Origin of the sequence: Lysinibacillus sp. K60 (assembly GCF_019731275.1) — a bacterium.
In the GTDB taxonomy this organism is placed as follows: domain Bacteria; phylum Bacillota; class Bacilli; order Bacillales_A; family Planococcaceae; genus Lysinibacillus; species Lysinibacillus capsici.
This window is the reverse complement of sequence record NZ_JAASJR010000001.1, coordinates 737,676-755,598: the sequence shown is the minus strand read 5'-3', so window position 1 is coordinate 755,598 and position 17,923 is coordinate 737,676. Positions and strand designations below refer to the sequence as shown.

18 protein-coding genes are annotated in these 17,923 nt (G+C 38.0%); 2 read left to right on the top strand and 16 right to left on the bottom strand.

Annotated elements, in window-relative coordinates; genetic code table 11:
* The 4 genes from HCH28_RS03655 to HCH28_RS03640 form a co-directional block, all read right to left on the bottom strand.
* Positions 1-560, bottom strand: a 560-nt coding sequence (locus HCH28_RS03655) for a M20/M25/M40 family metallo-hydrolase (RefSeq protein ID WP_221679804.1), incomplete at its 3' end; no start/stop codon positions are given.
* Positions 561-597: 37 nt separating this feature from the next.
* On the bottom strand, positions 598-2,025 hold the full coding sequence (locus HCH28_RS03650; RefSeq protein WP_221679802.1) for an amino acid permease: 1,428 nt from the start codon (positions 2,023-2,025) through the stop codon (positions 598-600).
* Positions 2,026-2,135: 110 nt separating this feature from the next.
* On the bottom strand, positions 2,136-2,897 hold the full coding sequence (locus HCH28_RS03645) for a dimethylarginine dimethylaminohydrolase family protein (protein WP_221679800.1): 762 nt from the start codon (positions 2,895-2,897) through the stop codon (positions 2,136-2,138).
* Between the two features lie 14 nt (positions 2,898-2,911).
* Positions 2,912-3,784, bottom strand: coding sequence for a dimethylarginine dimethylaminohydrolase family protein (locus tag HCH28_RS03640; RefSeq protein WP_221679798.1), 873 nt, complete (start codon positions 3,782-3,784; stop codon positions 2,912-2,914).
* A gap of 308 nt (positions 3,785-4,092) precedes the next feature.
* Here HCH28_RS03640 and HCH28_RS03635 point away from each other — a divergent pair, with 308 nt between their 5' ends.
* Positions 4,093-4,836 (top strand): IclR family transcriptional regulator, encoded by a 744-nt coding sequence (locus HCH28_RS03635; RefSeq protein ID WP_221679796.1) that lies wholly within the window; start codon positions 4,093-4,095, stop codon positions 4,834-4,836.
* Between the two features lie 186 nt (positions 4,837-5,022).
* Positions 5,023-5,211 carry a 50S ribosomal protein L28 gene (rpmB, locus tag HCH28_RS03630; RefSeq protein ID WP_004227417.1) on the top strand — a complete coding sequence of 63 codons (189 nt, stop codon included), beginning with the start codon at positions 5,023-5,025 and terminating at the stop codon, positions 5,209-5,211.
* Positions 5,212-5,302: 91 nt separating this feature from the next.
* On the opposite strand, the gene spoVM is transcribed toward rpmB, so the two are convergent.
* The 12 genes from spoVM to coaBC all read right to left on the bottom strand — a co-directional run bounded on the left by spoVM (position 5,303) and on the right by coaBC (position 17,821).
* Entirely contained in the window at positions 5,303-5,404 is a 102-nt protein-coding gene (gene spoVM / locus HCH28_RS03625) for a stage V sporulation protein SpoVM (RefSeq protein WP_099805045.1), read from the bottom strand.
* Positions 5,405-5,422: 18 nt separating this feature from the next.
* Positions 5,423-6,076, bottom strand: coding sequence for a thiamine diphosphokinase (locus HCH28_RS03620; RefSeq protein WP_221679794.1), 654 nt, complete (start codon positions 6,074-6,076; stop codon positions 5,423-5,425).
* On the bottom strand, positions 6,073-6,741 hold the full coding sequence (gene rpe / locus HCH28_RS03615) for a ribulose-phosphate 3-epimerase (protein ID WP_221679825.1): 669 nt from the start codon (positions 6,739-6,741) through the stop codon (positions 6,073-6,075). Before rpe ends, HCH28_RS03620 begins: the two co-directional genes overlap by 4 nt.
* A gap of 2 nt (positions 6,742-6,743) precedes the next feature.
* Positions 6,744-7,628 carry a ribosome small subunit-dependent GTPase A gene (gene rsgA, locus HCH28_RS03610; RefSeq protein WP_202342356.1) on the bottom strand — a complete coding sequence of 295 codons (885 nt, stop codon included), beginning with the start codon at positions 7,626-7,628 and terminating at the stop codon, positions 6,744-6,746.
* A gap of 11 nt (positions 7,629-7,639) precedes the next feature.
* On the bottom strand, positions 7,640-9,628 hold the full coding sequence (pknB, locus tag HCH28_RS03605; RefSeq protein WP_221679793.1) for a Stk1 family PASTA domain-containing Ser/Thr kinase: 1,989 nt from the start codon (positions 9,626-9,628) through the stop codon (positions 7,640-7,642).
* 2 nt (positions 9,629-9,630) lie between these two features.
* Positions 9,631-10,380: a Stp1/IreP family PP2C-type Ser/Thr phosphatase gene (locus HCH28_RS03600; RefSeq protein ID WP_221679792.1), complete on the bottom strand. Its 750-nt coding sequence runs from the start codon at positions 10,378-10,380 to the stop codon at positions 9,631-9,633.
* A 6-nt stretch (positions 10,381-10,386) separates the two neighbouring features.
* Positions 10,387-11,529: a dual-specificity RNA methyltransferase RlmN gene (gene rlmN / locus HCH28_RS03595; RefSeq protein ID WP_202342358.1), complete on the bottom strand. Its 1,143-nt coding sequence runs from the start codon at positions 11,527-11,529 to the stop codon at positions 10,387-10,389.
* The gene (gene rsmB / locus HCH28_RS03590; RefSeq protein ID WP_221679791.1) at positions 11,529-12,890 is read right to left on the bottom strand and encodes a 16S rRNA (cytosine(967)-C(5))-methyltransferase RsmB; all 1,362 of its coding nucleotides are present in this window, start codon (positions 12,888-12,890) and stop codon (positions 11,529-11,531) included. The genes rlmN and rsmB overlap by 1 nt, the downstream gene beginning before the upstream one ends.
* Positions 12,887-13,828: a methionyl-tRNA formyltransferase gene (gene fmt / locus HCH28_RS03585; RefSeq protein ID WP_221679790.1), complete on the bottom strand. Its 942-nt coding sequence runs from the start codon at positions 13,826-13,828 to the stop codon at positions 12,887-12,889. Before fmt ends, rsmB begins: the two co-directional genes overlap by 4 nt.
* 1 nt (position 13,829) lies before the next feature.
* On the bottom strand, positions 13,830-14,324 hold the full coding sequence (gene def / locus HCH28_RS03580) for a peptide deformylase (protein WP_004227388.1): 495 nt from the start codon (positions 14,322-14,324) through the stop codon (positions 13,830-13,832).
* A gap of 84 nt (positions 14,325-14,408) precedes the next feature.
* A complete protein-coding gene (gene priA / locus HCH28_RS03575) occupies positions 14,409-16,820 on the bottom strand; it encodes a primosomal protein N' (RefSeq protein WP_221679789.1) in 2,412 nt (803 codons plus the stop codon).
* Positions 16,817-17,821 (bottom strand): bifunctional phosphopantothenoylcysteine decarboxylase/phosphopantothenate--cysteine ligase CoaBC, encoded by a 1,005-nt coding sequence (coaBC, locus tag HCH28_RS03570; RefSeq protein ID WP_221679788.1) that lies wholly within the window; start codon positions 17,819-17,821, stop codon positions 16,817-16,819. Before coaBC ends, priA begins: the two co-directional genes overlap by 4 nt.
* Positions 17,822-17,923: the final 102 nt, after the last annotated feature.

The window sequence follows — 17,923 nt, the reverse complement described above, 5'->3', positions numbered from 1 at the left end:
AGTTCCACAACAGCCGCTCTCATACCAGCAGAGTTAACTTCCTCATCAGGAACCGTTGTTAAAATCAAATTAATCGGCCATTGCTCTAAGCTTGCCTTTTCGATCAACTGCATGTGTAAGGCAAGGCCCATTTTCATATCCATTGTGCCGCGTCCAAATAAATAATTCCCAGACGCCAAATCAATGCGAGCTGCCTCTGGTAAATCTTTTAAGTATTTAGGTTCCATTAGCTTTTTCGTTAGTTCTTCTGGATAAAAGGCTAACGGCTCTAGTTCACCATATTCCTCCGTATGCACGGTATCGAAGTGACTGATTAACACAACGGTTTCTGTTGCCGTGGGATGCTTATAGAAGGCTGTCACTGCATTTCTGCCAAGCCCTGCATCATGTAATTCAATCAAGTCTGGATGCTTTTCAAAGTATGGAAGCGTTAACAATTTATCTTTTAAGCGAAAGGCAAATTTATTTTCGCCCGCCGTTAATGTTCGGCTTTCCCAGCTCACAAGTTCACATAATAGGGCACGTAGTTTTTCGGGTGTATCCCACATAAAAGTATTCATAAAATTCTCCTTTAACTCCCATTCATTAGAGGTACGATTAACGAACTTCTAGTGTTTCTTCACTTTTGCTATCTGTAGCAGCAGTCGCCGCTTTTTTTAATTTCAATTGATAAAAGATTATACAGGCAATAAAGAAGCCAATCCCGTATAGTAAACCAATCCTTTGCGTTGGATCAAACGCTAAAAATACTAAAATTAAAACACAAAAGATTATACAAAATACTGGAATCAACGGGAATAGTGGTGTTTTAAATTTTAGATCAGCCACATTTCCTCCCGACTTCACATAGCGATAACGGAACATTAACTGAGAAGCACATATCCCCATCCATGAAATTGTGACAGATATACCTGCTACCGACATTAGTAATACAAATACAGCATCGGCTTCCATTACACTAGTTAATAAAGATAAGAGTGAGAATACCATCGTAAAAATAAGCGCATTTAAAGGTACTTTATTTTTCGTTAATCGACCAAATAACTTAGGCGCCATCCCCTCTTGTGACATGGAAAATAATAAACGTGTTGATGCATATAAACATGAATTACCGACTGATAAAATAGCTGTCAAAATAACAAAGTTCATGATACCAGCGGCATATGGTACACCAGCTAAATTCATTAACGTGACAAATGGACTTTCCATAAGCCCAAGCTCTGATGCTGGGAATATTGCTGATAATACAATAATGGAAGCAATATAGAAAACGATGATTCTGAATAGAATTGTACGAATCGCTCGTGGAATATTTTTTTCAGGGTTCTCGGTCTCCCCTGCTGCAATACCCACCAGCTCTGATCCCTGATAAGAAAAAATTACATTCATCATTGTGACAAAAATAATCGTAATACCTGCTGGGAATAAACCAGAAGGTGCTAAATTTGTGAGATGTGGAGTAGGACGATCTGCTAATGGAATTAAACCAAAGATTGCCGCTCCACCAATAATGATAAATGCAATCACTGCAACAACTTTTATACTAGCAAACCAGAACTCTGCTTCAGCAAAGCCCTTCGTTGTTAAAGCATTTAAGACAAATAAAAGAACCATAAACACAGCACACCATATCCAAATTGGTACACTAGGAAACCAATGCTGCATTAAAATACCTGCAGCCGTAAATTCAACGCCTGCTGTGGCAGCAGACCCAACAAAATACATCCAACCTAATGAAAAACCAGCTGAAGGACTGATGAAACGTGTTGCATATGTTTGGAAAGAACCTGTAACAGGCATGTAAACAGCCAATTCCCCAAGACAATTCATGACCATAAACAAAATTAAACCACCAAACAAGTAACCAATCAGTGCGCCTCCTGGTCCTGCCTGATTAATGGTATAGCCTACATTTAAAAATAAGCCTGTTCCAATAACACCTCCAAGTGAAAGCATTAACAAGTGACGACTTTTCATCGAACGTTTTAATTGATTATCGTGAAGCTGATCCCCTTTATTCAACATCCATCCCTACTTCCCATATAATGTAAAAATATTAAATATTCTGATTTTTCAAGAATGAAAGTACCCAATCAATTTTCTCTTTTAAATTGATTGGGTATTGGTAGATTTACTTAAAAACGTAATGATAAACAGCTTAAACCACCATCATGTTTTCTAAATTCAGACATATCAAGTTCAATTGTTTGATAGCCAAGGTCCAGTAATTTACGATTTGTTTCTGGATAGCCATCTGGAATAATAATATAATCATTTACTTGAATACAGTTAGCTGAATATTCATCCTCTGTAGGAATCACGATTTTTTCGTAAGATTCAAATGCAGGATGATCGACAAATTCACCAGCTAGCACCATACGATTTTCCCCAACATAGGCAATTCCAGTTTTTAAATGGAAGAACTCTTTTAATGGGATAATAGTTGCCTCATAGCCCTCTTGTTCAACAATTTCTTTAAATTGCTGCGCTCCTTCTTCATTTGTACGATCTGAAATCCCTACGTAAAACTTTTTCTCTGCCTGTAACACATCACCACCATCAAGTGTTCCAGAACCTTTAATATAGTAAATTTTTTCATAGAATTGCTTTACGGCTGGTTCGATTTCTTCAATTTCACGGTTACGAGCTATTGCTCCAGGATTCGATATAATAGCAAACTCAGGTGTTAAAACGGCTGTATCCTCTACAAATGTTGAATCTGGAAATGCTTCATTGGCTGGTAATTGTGTTACTTCAACACCACATTTTTTTAAAGCCTCTACATAGTTTTCGTGCTGTTCAAACAATTTTTCTAAAATGGGCTTCCCTAAATCACTAGTCGTTAAACCGTTTACAAAACTATTTCCTGGATTTTTAACAATAACATTTTTAAACATTTTCATCTTCTCCTTTATCCTCTTACTACTGGGCAAGTTAGGCACGTCGGCCCACCTGTTCCTTTAACAGTAATTTCATCGCCTTTATATTCGTACACAGTTGCCCCAGCATCAAGTAGCTGTTGCTTTGTTTTTTTGTTGCCTTGAGGAATCACACATACCCTTGGTGCAAGCGCTAACACATTACAGCCTAACGAATCATATTCATCTTTAGGTACTTCTACTAGCTGGATGCCACGCTCAATTAGCAGTTGTCTGAAAAATACTGGCATTAAACGCGAATGCACAACAGCTAAATCTCGATCTACCATACTTATGAAAGACATTAAATGTAAACATTCAGCTTCACCAAGATCATGTGGTAGTTGTACAACTATAAATTCATCTACCATATCGGCTGTCATTTCCTTTAACTGACGAATGGCTTCATCGTTTGTTCGATAACCTCTACCCACAACGAGCGTTCGATTATCTAGCCAAACAATATCTCCACCGTCTGAAACTGCCTCTCCAGTAAGTTCACCAATTACTGGAATACCTTTTTGCTGTAAAAAGTCCTTGTATACTGCTGCCTCTGGTTGTCTTAATTTTTTGCCTGATTTCAGTATAATGGCACCATTTGGTGTAAATTTAACTGGATCATGTGCGTAGACAGAATCTAATCCTACTTCATCTGCTATAGGCAGATATTCAATAGTCTCCACATATTTTTCAAGAATCCCAATAAATTCAGCGTATTCCCTTAGAGCTTCTTCATAATTAGGCTCAGATAAGTAGTTAAATGTTTTCCATTCCTCACTAAGATGTGCTTGGCTTTGGAAAGCATCTTTCGGATCTTTTACAATAACGTGTTTCAAAGGCGCATACATTGATGAACAATAATGCATTCCTTTCACCTCATTTCCGTGTAGTGGAAAACGTTTCCGTTAAGAGGAAAGTTTATATGAAGAATATATTCGTTTTATGCTATACTGTCAATATATTTAGAAAACTTTTATTTTTCTTTCAATCTGGATTGCATTCACCCTTGGAAAAAAAGCTGTATTAACATTTATTCAATAAGCCTTAAAGGATCTTTTTGTAGCTTTCGTGTATTAAATAAAGCATTTGTTTAGACTTCTGATTTGTACGGGAATATTGGAACTAGACGTAGGTGGAGAATAAAAATAAAATAGGATGAAGGGAGGTGGGACAAATGCAATTATTAGAGCGGGCAATGACAATTGCCAAGGTTTTAGCTGCTGATGCAAACGACAGTAGCTTGTCCATTTCAGAGCTTTCTACAAAATGCGATTTACCGCTAAGTACTTTACATAGAATTTTAAAAGCCATGATTAAACAAGGGATGATTGAACAAGATGAACAGACAAAATATTATCGGCTTGGAACCATATGGATGGAACTTGGCTTACAAGTGTATGATACGATGGATTATATTAGCAAAATTAGACCTGAGTTAGAACGATTAGCCAGGGAGGTTGAAGAAAGCGTTTATTTAAGTAAACCAGCTGGATTAGATACGATTATTATAGAACGGATAGACAGTGCAGCAAATCCGATTCGTATTTATGATCAATTGGGTATCCGCATACCTATGCATATCGGAGCGGCCAATAAGGCCATACTTGCCTCAATGTCAGCAATACAATCCAAAGAAATTCTAGAGCAACTAGTAACTAAAGATGAAATGGCCGAATTAGAGGAGCAGCTTCACCAAATTCGGCAACAAGGCTATGCAATAAGTCACGGAGAACGAACTGCAGGTACTTCTTCCATTGCTGTCTCTATTTTAGATGGTTTTGGTGAAGTGATAGGAGCAGTTAGTATTGGTTTTGTAAACTTTAATGTCTCTCAAGATCATATTAATACATTAATTGAGCGATTAGTTGATACTGGTAGACGTGTATCGCTAAAACTTGGTTATCGAGGAAAAGGATAGGAGAACTATTCTCCATTAAACTTCTCTACTTTTCATAAACGTTTTATGTCTGTAAAGGTTTTTTTCTTGAAAGGTTATGTGAAAACTGTTGCACTGAACGCCATCGTATGTTAAATTATTATGGTATGTGAAATACCGAACTGAAATAATAATCTTTCAGCATCAACAGTAAGGAGGGAATACAACATGCCAAAACAATGTGTAATCACTGGACGTAAAGCTCGTACTGGTAACAACCGTTCCCACGCTATGAACGCTAACAAACGTACTTGGGGTGCTAACCTTCAAAAAGTTCGTATCTTAGTTGACGGTAAACCAAAACGTGTATGGGTTTCTGCTCGTGCATTAAAATCAGGTAAAATCGAGCGCGTTTAATCGCTGCTTCTAAAAAATCGATTTCGCATTGAGCGCAATCGATTTTTTTCTTGATTAGTATTCTATAAGAAAGTAAAAAATCCGACTAACACTAGTCGGATTTTTTTACTTTCTTATCTTTTTTAAATAGGTTAATACACGTACGCGTGATACTACTCACGAATTTCGGCAATTGGAACGTATATACTTTCAGGACTCTCTCCCCCTTACGCTAATCTATGCTTCTTATCATTAAACATATGCCTTGCGAGAAAGATATAGACCCTGAAGTTCCTATTATTTCATTACTTGTAAATCGAGATGTTCCTAAGGAAATTTCCTCATTCGTTGTTTCATATTTTACTTGTCTTAATGTTACACCTTGAATAGGCTCCTCGTGAGCAAAAAAAGACAAGTAACGGTATCGATCATCTGCATAAATTGTATGTGTGCCTGGTAGTAAAAATTGCAACATATTAGTATGATTGATTATCTTTAACTCAATTTGAGGATGCTCTTTTTGTAACCGATAAATAGAACGGACAGCTGCCTCGTAATGATCTAAACGCCCACCCGTCACACCTGTCAAAATAATTTCTTGTGGTTCAAACGTATAGGCTTTCAGCAATGCTAAATCCGTGTCTGTTTCATTTTTCTCTTCTTGGAAACGTTGTTGATCATTGGTTTGTGCCATCACTTGTCGATATTCTTGATCTGTTAAAGAATCAAAATCACCTACAATGGCATGGGGCGTAATTCCCTGCTCAATTAAATATAAGGCGCCACGATCAGCCCCGATAAACACAACATCCTGTTGTTGCTGAAACGATGAAAATGAACAAAGCTCATTTTTTGGACCACCTGCACAAACAACGACTGTCGTCATCCTTTAATCGCTGCCTCGCCAGCTAATAAAATCTCTTGAAGAGCAGCTGTTCGATCTTCTTTACTATAGATGGCTGACCCAGCTACAAAAATTGTCGCTCCAGCCTGTGCACATGGCACAATTGTTTCAGCAGTAATACCACCATCAATTTCAATGGCAATATCTAAGCCCCGCTCCTTAATTATTGTTGATAATGCTTTAATTTTAGGTACAACAGAATGGATAAATTTTTGTCCACCGAATCCAGGATTAACAGTCATTAATAATACCATATCAATATCTTCTAAAATGTGTTGAATTGATTCTATCGGTGTATGTGGATTTAATACAACACCCGCTTTTACACCAAAAGAACGGATTAATTGAATTGTTCGATGTAAATGACGGCATGCTTCTACATGTACCGTAATATAATCTGCTCCAGCTTTTGCGAACTGTTCGATATACTGATCTGGATTTTCTATCATTAAATGCACATCTAATGGTAACTTCGTTAATGGACGGATAGCATCCAATACAATGGAACCAAATGAGATATTCGGTACAAAGTGACCATCCATTACATCAATATGAATAAGTTGTGCACCTGCTTGCTCTACTTCCTTTACTTCTTCACCTAAATTTGCAAAATTTGCTGCTAAAATTGATGGTGCTATTTGTATCATCATTAATACCTCGGCTTTCGATCCATAATTTCTTGCATAAATTGTTCATAATGCTTGTAGCGGTAGTCTCGAATTTCCCCTGCTTCTACCGCTGCCTTTACTGCACATTTTGGCTCTTTCAAGTGTAAGCAACCTCTAAATTTACAATCATCCGCCACTCTAGCCATCTCAGGAAAACATACACCCAATTCTTCTTTCTCAATTTCGTCAAAATCAAAGGAACTAAACCCAGGCGTATCTGCCAATAAACCATCACAGACCTCTATCAGTTCAACATGACGAGTGGTATGTTTCCCCCGTCCTAAGCTTTGGGAGATAATACCCGTTTTTAAGTTCAACTCAGGAATGAGCGTATTAAGTAAAGTTGATTTCCCAACGCCCGATTGGCCAGCTAAAACAGTGGTTTTCCCCTTTAAAATAGGACGTAATCGTTCAACTAATTCTTCTTCATCTTTATATGTTTGCAAAACTGTATAGCCCATGCTTTCATAATCTGCTATATAATTTTGTAATTCCTCACGTTCATCATTTTCTAGCAAATCCATTTTTGTTAAACAAATAATCGGGTGTACATGGAAGGATTCTAACACAACTAAAAAACGATCCAGTAAAATGGTATTGAAATTCGGTTCTTTTACAGAAAACACCAAAATGCCTTGATCAATATTCGCAATTGGCGGACGTACTAATTCATTTTGACGCTCTAAAATCTTTTGTATAGTCCCATCAGAGCCTTCAGTTTCCATTGTATACTCTACAATATCGCCAACAAGTGGGGATTCGCCACGATTACGAAATACCCCGCGTCCTCGACATTGAATCAGTTGATGTCCATCAAATACATAATAATAACCACTTAATGCTTTTCTTATTTGGCCTTGCGCCATCCAATTCCTCCTTAATCGACATCATTATAATTAACTTTGCCTTCTAAAATTATTTCTGAGTCACGAATTATTCTATAACTTGCATCTTTGCCATCTTCAATTGTAAGCTGAATATTGTATGGCGTATCACTTAGAATTTCAAATACTTCAACAGGTTCAGACAATGTATGATTTTTATCCTGAATTTCGATTCGAATATTTTGAGCTATTCCCTCTTCTGTAGGTTTATACTCAATGACTACAGGTATGAGACGTAGTTTATCAGGCTGTTTTGCTGGCCCTTTACTAATTACAACCGATATCATAGAACCTTCTTCTACCAAAGTACCCGCTTTTGTCAATTGCGAAATTACACTGCCAGCTGGGATGGTTTCATGATGTTCTTCACGAGATATACGCCAATTGAGACCTGCTCTTTTCACATAGTCATCCATATCAGCTTTCGTATAATTTACAACGTTTTCAACCCTTACCATTCTAACTCCTTGGCTAACTTTAAACGTGATTGTTTCTTCTTTCGCTACTACCTCAGAATTTGGTGGTATGCTTTGCTCAATGATTCTTCCTTCTGGCTCATTAGAAGGGACATCCTCTTTTATTACGTCTTTATACTTTCCTTTTATTAAAGCTTCAACTTGACTATAATTTTGTCCTACATAATTATCAACTGTCGTCATCTCTACACCTAAACTAACGATTAAGTCTACCTCTGAGCCTTTTTCACGTAATGAATTTTTTGATGGGTCCGTTTCAATAACCTTCCCCTTCTCTATTTCCTCATGATTTCGCTCCTGATGCTCTTCACCAACAACAAATCCATCTGCTTCTAATTTTTTTGTCGCTTCCTCTATTGTTAAATTTGCTACATCTGGTATAGCCACTTTTTTCGGGCTAAATAAATCTTTTGCAAAAATAAAGAATAAGAAAATGACAATCGCTGCAATGAATAGTCCTGCAACATATTTGGGCCAATTTTTCTTCTTTGCCTTAACAGGAACTGGCTTTTCTACAGGCTTTTTAGGTTGCGGTTGAGATGGAGCTTTAGCTTCCATAATTGGTTCAATAACTCTTGTTTTAGTTAAATCTTCGTCTTTTTTATGCATCTGCTCTTTAATGATAGGAATAGCCTTCGTTACATCATTATCCACAGGTATGACAAATTTGGGATCATTGATTCTAGATGGTGATAGTACGGTTTCCAAATCTTCATACATTTCTTCCACTGTCGTATAACGATGGGATGCATCTTTGGCAGTAGCCTTTAATACTACATTTTCCAAGCTTTGGGGAATCGTTGCATCAAATGCTCGAACAGAAGGCGTTTCGGCTTGTAAATGCTTAAGTGCTATTGAAACAGCAGATTCACCAGAAAACGGAAGTTCACCTGTTAATAATTCATATAACACAATACCGAGTGCGTAAATATCTGATTTGTTTGTAGCTGTACCGCCGCGAGCTTGCTCTGGTGATAAATAATGCACTGTACCAAGCACAGAATTTGTTTGAGTAAATGATGTAGCACTTAACGTCATCGCAATACCAAAATCCGTAACTTTCACATTACCTTCCGCATCCATTAAAATATTTTGCGGTTTAATATCACGGTGGATAATATGGTTTTCATGGGCATTGGCAATGGCAGACGTTAATTGCTTCATAATATGCACACTTCTAGCAGGAGAAATTGGTGCAAATTCTTGTATGTACTGCTTTAATGTTTTTCCTTGAACATATTCCATCACAATATAGTGTAGATCTCCATCGTCACCTACATCATAAACACTAACAATATTCGGATGTGTAAGACTTGTAGCAGACAGTGCCTCACGTTGAAAACGTCGATGTAATTCATCCTCATTGGAAAAATCATAGCGTAATATTTTAATGGCTACATCACGATTTAAGATCATATCGTGTGCTAAATAAACATTGGACATACCTCCGCCACCAATGAGTTCTAAAATTTTATAACGGTCACTAATTCTTTTACCTACAAGCATTCTTACACCTCCTCATCCCTTTTTGTTAATAGCACGAGGGAGATATTGTCTTCTCCCCCGCTGGCATTTGCTAATTCTACAAGTTTACGTCCCTTTTCCTTAATGGAGTCTGGATACGTAATTATCGATGCCATTTCATAAACAGTTAGTTTATTGCTTAAGCCATCTGAACAAATGAGTAAATACGATTCTGATGCTAAATCTACTTCATAAAAGTCTGGTTCGATTGTTTCCTCTGTCCCAACCGCTTTTAAGATGAAATTTTTCTTTGGATGTGTCAAAGCCTCTTCTTCGCTTATCTCACCATTTTCGACCAAGACGTTCACATATGAATGATCTCTTGTTATTTGTTGTGCACCATCTTCAAAGAAATAATACACACGACTGTCACCCACATGTGCAATGAAGCAATGTTGTTCTTCGATTAACACTGCAATAAATGTCGTGCCCATTCCTTTACAGTCTTCATGTGATAAAGAATAGTCATATATTGTTTTATTCAATTGCTTAACTGTTTGTAATAACCATTCTTTTTTTGATGTTGTGGATACAAAATGATGTGTGTCTGCCTGTAAAAAAAAGGATTCCATTTGTTGAATTGCCATATCACTTGCTACATCACCAGCATTATGACCACCCATGCCATCCGCTACAAGTGCTAGTGCAAGCCCATCTGGACGTTTAAAGAATGCAGCACGGTCCTCATTAATGGATCGTTTTAAACCAATATCACTTTCGACTGTGTATTCCAATACTGGTCACCTCGTTTCTTCAGATCTCTCTTGTGCACGTAATTGACCACACGCAGCAGCGATATCTGAACCTTGCTCTCGGCGGATCGTTACGTTAATACCATTTTTCTTTAATGTTTTTTCAAAAGCAAAAATTTGACTACGAGATGTACGAACATAATCACGTTCCGGTACATAGTTTACAGGAATTAAGTTGACATGACATTTAATTCCTTTAATTAAAGCAGATAGTTCCTCTGCTATTTCTACTGAATCATTTTCACCAGACATCAGCCCATACTCAAAACTCACTCGTCGACCTGTTTTTTTTGTATAGTATCGCACAGCATCCATTAATTCTTCCAATTTATAAGCACGGGCAATTGGCATTAGCTTTTGACGTGCTTCTTGGTTTGGCGCATGCAGAGAAACAGCAAAGTTAATTTGTAATTGTTCATCCGCAAATTGGTAAATTTTAGGTACAATACCCGATGTTGAAACCGTGATATGACGTGCTCCGATATTTAAACCTTTTTCATGATTGATCACTTTTAAGAAATTCATCATTGCATCATAGTTATCGAAAGGTTCACCAATACCCATAATGACAATATGAGATACTCGCTCGCCCAATTCATCTAATGTTTGCTGTACTTTGACAACTTGCTCCACAATTTCTCCTGCTAATAAATGTCGCTTCAAACCACCTAAAGTGGATGCACAAAACGTACAGCCAATTCGGCAGCCTACTTGTGTTGTTACACAGACAGAATTTCCATATTCATGGCGCATTAACACAGTTTCTATTGAATAGCCATCTTGTAATTGGAATAAAAATTTAATGGTACCATCTTTAGATTCTTGTTTAATAATGGTTGATAGTGTGGATAATGCAAAATTTGCAGTTAGTTTTTCGCGTAATCCCTTTGAAAGGTTTGACATTTCTTCAAATGTCTTTACACGTTTATTATACAGCCAGTCAAAAATTTGAGCAGCACGGAAAGGCTTTTCGCCATTTTCCTTTAGCCATTCTTCTAATTGATGAGGTTGTAACGAATAAATGGATTCTTTTAAATTTGGCTTTTCTTTTTTCACACGTCGAACGGGCTTTTCTTCTGCTTCTTCGACTAAATCGTTAATACGTTCATTAAATTTCTCTTGATCCACCATTAGTTGGATTCTCCTTTTTTACGAAAGGCGGCGACAAAGAAACCGTCACTGCCAAAGTCTTGTGGAAAGACTTGAAGCATGCCATTAGCTTGCTTTTCCGCTAATTTTGTTGGTAAAGATTCTAGTTGTATAGCTTCCATTTCTGGATGTGCTGTTAAAAAGGCTTTCACAGTGCCTTCGTTTTCTTGTATGTCTACTGTACACGTACTGTATACAAGCTTACCATCTGTTTTCAAAACTTTCGTTGCTGCATCAAGTAAAGCTAATTGGATTTTTTGAAGACTTTCTAAATCCTCTTCTCGCTTTGTATATTTAATATCTGGCTTACGTCGCATAACGCCTAGTCCACTACATGGTGCATCGACTAAGATAGCATCAAAAGACGCTGCTTGTAAAAATTCTGGTGCTTTCCGTCCATCTATTGGGGCTGTTTCAACAATATCAAGCCCTAGACGCTCTGTATTATGGTCGATTAAATCTAATTTATGTGGATGAAGGTCTGTTGCTAAAATAGACCCTTCATTTTTCATTATTTCGGCAATATGTGTTGTTTTTCCACCAGGTGCCGCGCACATATCCAAGACACGCATACCTGGCGATGGATTTAGCACATTAGCAGGTATCATTGAACTTTCATCCTGAATAGTAATCATACCTTCTTTGAAGGATTTTGTACGAGCTGGTTGACCGTTTGTAATGTATAAGCACTCTGGTATAACATCGCTTTGAATAGCCGTTAATCCTTCTGCCTCTAACTCGGCAATTGCTTGTTGTACAGTTGCTTTTGTTGTATTAACACGCACAGTCTGCACAGGTGGTCTATTATTTTCATGCAACATTTCAGTCGCCACTTCAAGACCGTAGTTATCAACAAATCTTTGAACTAACCACATTGGATGACTTGTCTCTATAGAAAGACGCTCAATTGGATCTGCTATGTCATCTGTTGAAGGGACTCCACTGCGTAACACGGATCTTAATATGCCATTGACCATAGAAGCGATTCCACGATGCCCTCGACGCTTGGCAATTTCTACTGCTTCGTTTACTGCAGCGTGTGGAGGGATACGTGTTAAATAATGGATTTGATACAACGAGATTCTTAATAACCAGCGAACCCAATGATCAATTGAACCGCGAATAAATGGCTCTAAGTAATAATCAAGTGTCATTTTATACTGTAAAGTTCCATACGTTATTTCAGTCAATAAAGCACGATCTTTTGCTTCAATTTTATGCCGTTTAATCGTTTCATTTAGCAATAAGTTGCTATAAGCCTGATTTTTATCAACTGCTAATAGAATTGACAATGCGGCATCTCGTACATTGCCATCCCAAATCACTACACTTTTTTTACTCATTTGAATTGGTCCCCAATCTGTAATTTAGAACCTGTCCCACGTAAATATTCCTCTGCGGTCATGCGCTTTTTACCAGCTGGTTGCACATCATATAATGCTAAAGTTGTCCCGTTGCCAGCTGCTACCTCAAAATGATCTTTATCAATGGCAACAACTGTACCTGGATTCACCTCATGCTTACTTTTGCCAATCGTTGCCCACCAAATTTTAAAATTACCATCCTCAAAAGTGGTATAAGCAACAGGCCACGGATGAAGACCGCGCACTTGATTGTATAAAGTAATAGCATCATTTGTCCAATCGATCCGTTCTTGTTCCCTTGAAATATTACTTGCAAAGGTAACTTGTGCTTCATCTTGAACTGTACGATTATTTGTACCATTTATAATAGAAGGAAGTGTCTCCTTAAGTAATTCACAGCCAACCATACTTAGCTTATCAAAAAGTCCACCAGTATGATCATCTTCTTCAATAGGGATTGCTTTTTGAGAGATAATATCTCCCGCATCAAGCTTTTCTGCCATATACATGATCGTTACTCCTGTTTCTTTTTCACCATCCATGACGGCTTGGTGAATTGGAGCACCTCCACGATATTTTGGTAATAGTGATGCATGGACATTAATGCAGCCTAGAGCTGGTGCATCTAATAATTCTTTGGGTAGTATCTGTCCAAATGCTGCTGTTATCACTAGATCAGGCTGTAAAGCAAGAATCTGCTGTAACTCCTCGGAGCCACGCAATTTTTCGGGTTGAATAATTGGCAAGCCAAGTTCCAACGCTGTTGCCTTTACTGGCGGCGGTGTTAGTACTCGTTTACGCCCAACTGGACGATCTGGTTGTGTTACAACTGCTTTAATAGCATATCCTTCATCATGTAGCATACGCAAAATAGGTGCGGAGAAGTCAGGTGTCCCCATAAAAACGATAGATGTCATTTTATTCCTCCTCTTCGGCGTACATTTCTTCTAGTTCTTCTGCTGTGACAATACGCTTGATTTTTGAATCGAAAAGCACACCATCTAAATGATCAATTTCATGTAAGATCGCACGTGCATCAAAGCCACCTGCCTCTAATTCATAAACACGTCCTTCACGATCACATGCTTCAATTTTGACATAACTAGGACGTTCTACTTCTCCATATAAACCTGGAAAGCTCAGGCATCCTTCAATATCTACTTCTGCTCCGTCCGTTTCAACGACAGTTGGATTAATCATTTCTAAAATATCACGTTCTTCACCTAGTTCAACAATTGCTACCCGTAACCCTACGTCTATTTGTGGTGCCGCAATTCCAACGCCATCATATTCCACCATTGTGTCATATAAATCATCAAGTAACGTAATTATTTCATCATTTATTTCTGTCACTTCAGCACACGGTGTTGATAGTACCTTTGCAGGGTTTTCAATTACTTTTTTTATAGCCATTATTATTTCCTCATTTCTGCTTTAAAGCTAGTGCACTAGCTAATTGATACTTTTATTAGAAATCGTGCTACTATTACATGCTAACTATATAGTAGATGGATCTAAATCTACCGTCATTAATATTCCTTGCTTAATCCACTCTGCTCTATACATGGCAAGTAGACGTTGTAACACAGGAATTAGATTTGGTTCAATTTTATATTTTATCAAACATTGATAACGATATCTATTTTGGAGACGAGCAATACTCGCAGTTGTTGGTCCTATTATTGCGACTTGATTCGATAAGTTTCCTCGTAACCAATCAGCCACTCGACCAGCATATTCAGCAGCCATCATGACATCTTCATGGGATAATTGAATAAGAGCTACAAAATAATAAGGTGGATAGTTGGATCTGCGACGTAAAAACATCTCACGTTCATAAAATGGTTCATACTCTTGGGTTTTAGCTAATTCAATTGCGTAATGCTCAGGTGTATACGTTTGAATGATGACTTCCCCTAGCTTGTCATGTCTCCCAGCCCGGCCACTTACCTGTGTTAATAGCTGAAATGTTCGCTCTGCTGCTCGGTAATCAGGTAAATGTAAGGATGTATCGGCACTAAGTACACCGACTAGCGTAATATTTGGAAAATCTAGACCCTTTGCAATCATTTGAGTACCCAGCAAAATATCTGCTTGCCCTGCCCCAAATGTCTCCAATATTTCTTCATGTGCCCCCTTATGCTTCGTAGTATCTACATCCATACGTAATACTCTTGCCTCAGGAAACAACTTATACAGTTCCTCTTCCACCTTTTGTGTACCTGTCCCAAAATAACGAATATGATCACTTTGACATTGCGGACATATTTGTGGAACATGTTCCTCGTAACCACAATAATGACATTTCAATTTTTCAGTTGTTCGATGATAGGTTAATGAAATATCACAATTTGGACATTGGACAACTGTTCCACAATCTCGGCAGAGTACAAATGAAGAATAGCCACGACGGTTTAAAAACAGCACCATTTGCTCTTTTTTCTCAAGTCTTAAACGGATTGCTTCAATCAATGATTGGGAAAACATCGAACGATTACCTTGTCTCAGCTCTTCACGCATATCTGCAATAAAAACAGTCGGCAAAGCCTGATGTAAAGCACGGTGTTTTAATGAGAGTAGCTTATATACTCCCTTTTTAGCTCTTGCAAATGATTCTAATGCTGGTGTTGCACTCCCTAAAATAATAGGACATTTATAAAATTCGCTACGCCAGATGGCTACATCTCTTGCATGATAACGCGGTGAATCTTCTTGCTTATAAGTTGATTCATGTTCCTCATCCAATATAATAAGCCCTATATTCGTAAAGGGAGCAAAAATAGCTGAACGAGCTCCAACTACGACCTTCACTTTGCCTTGTTGGATTTTACGCCATTCATCATATTTCTCCCCTACAGATAATCCACTATGCATCACAGCAACCATCTCACCAAAGCGACTGCGGAATCGTTCAGTCATTTGTGGCGTTAAAGAGATTTCAGGTACCAACATAATGGCTTCTTTTCCTTCTTCTAATACCTTTTGAATAGCCTGCAAATAAACCTCTGTTTTACCACTCCCGGTTACACCATGTAATAAAAAGGTTTGCGCCATTTGCTGGTCCATAGCTGTAGTAATAGCTTGGAGAGCAACCTGCTGCTCATCCGTTAATTGTAAGGCTTGTGTACGTGAAACTTCCTTCGTAAATGGATCACGAAATACTTCCTCTTGAATAAATTGAGCAGCTCCTTTGTCAATTACTGCCTCTAATACTGATATAGAGACCCCTGCTTCGTCACAAATTCGTTGGGGAGTAAAAACCTCTCCTAAGTGTTGGCACATCCATTGCAATAATAGCCGTTGTTTAACTGCCCTGGATGACTGCTCTAAGGCACGTTCAATAAGTTGTTGGTCTGCTGTTATTTGAACCATTCGAATTTCTTTCACATTTCCCTGTTGCTTCACAACATATTCGATTGTAACAATGTTATCTGCAACCAATTGTTTCAATAGGGGTAGTAAACCTGCTCGCTCAAATTCTTTAAAATTTGCTCGTTGACGCTTCCCGAATATAGCCTGTACCTCTAGTGGCAATTGTTGATCTTGTTGTAGCTTAATCATTTTTTCATACTTGGCTCGAAGTGCAGATGGTAACATCACTTGCAAGGCATCTATTTCATAGCAAATCGTATCGTTCTTCAACCACTTCGCCATTCGCAACATTTCTTCTGTCAGGACTGGCTCCATATCTAAAATTTGATTGATTGCCTTTAGTTTATTTAACGGTACATCTGTTTCTTTCTTCAATCCAACAACAAAACCCAGGACATTTCTTGGACCAAATGGCACTTTAACACGACTTCCTAATTCGATAACACTAATCCATTCTACAGGTACTTGATAATCAAATGGACGATCTACATGGTAAGTAGAGACATCTACAATGACCTCTGCTATCAAAAAGCTCATTGTTCCTCACCCTTTATAATATAAGACCATAATGTCTGAGCAAAAAGTTGTGGGTTAATTGTAGCCAAAAACTGTCCGTTAAGCTGCGCTTTTTCACTAAAATCAATCCATCTCTCAGAAAGTATATTAAGCATTGGTGTTCCTTGCACTTTTTGTCCGAAAGTGATCGCTTTTATGCCTTCTACTGAAATGATGGGCGTTTCCTTTATAGTCGGCACATTTGCTGCATGGATCAATATTGCTTGAGGATATTGGATTTTATAAGCTTCCAATTGCTGAATAGCATCAAACAAATTTGCATTTTCTATTTCAATCACATGTGCGCCTAGCATTCTTGCTTCATGTGCTAAAGCTCGTCCTATGGCTCCATTTGCCTGTGAACTAATTACATGCTGTTCATCCAATGGTACATGCAGGGCACCTGCTGTCACTATGACTGTTTTACCTGTTAGTGGTTTTGTTTTTCCCGAAAAAAAATCTTGAACAAGTGCAGTGATTTTTTCTGGCTCCTCTAGACGGCCCTTCCCGACATAGCCACATGCTAAAAATCCTTCGGAAGGCTCAATAAATTTGTAGCCATCAGCTGATAGCCTATCCAAATTCCGTTTTACCGCAGGATGGTCGTACATGTGTACATTCATAGCTGGTGCAATCCATACGGGTGCTGTCGTAGCAAGCAGGGTTGTTGTGATCATATCATCTGCTATACCATTGGCCATTTTGCCTATTATATTTGCTGTAGCTGGCGCTACTAAAATTAAATCAGCCCAGTCTGCTAAGTCTATATGAGCAATCACACTTGAATCTTTTTCATCAAATGTGTCAAAATAAACATCATTTTTGGACATCACTTGAAAACTTAATGGATTTACAAACTGTCTAGCAGAGGCTGTCATGATGACTTTTACATTGGCTCCTGCTTGTGATAGCTTGCTTACGAGTGCCACAGCCTTATATACGGCAATCCCGCCTGAAACACAAAGTAAAATATTTTTATTCATGCTAGGTGTCGTCCTTTCAAATGATAAGCTCCCAAAGAAGGATTCCCTGGGAGCTTTCGGCATTCTGTATAATCAAAATCTACTGCTAACTAGACTAGCATG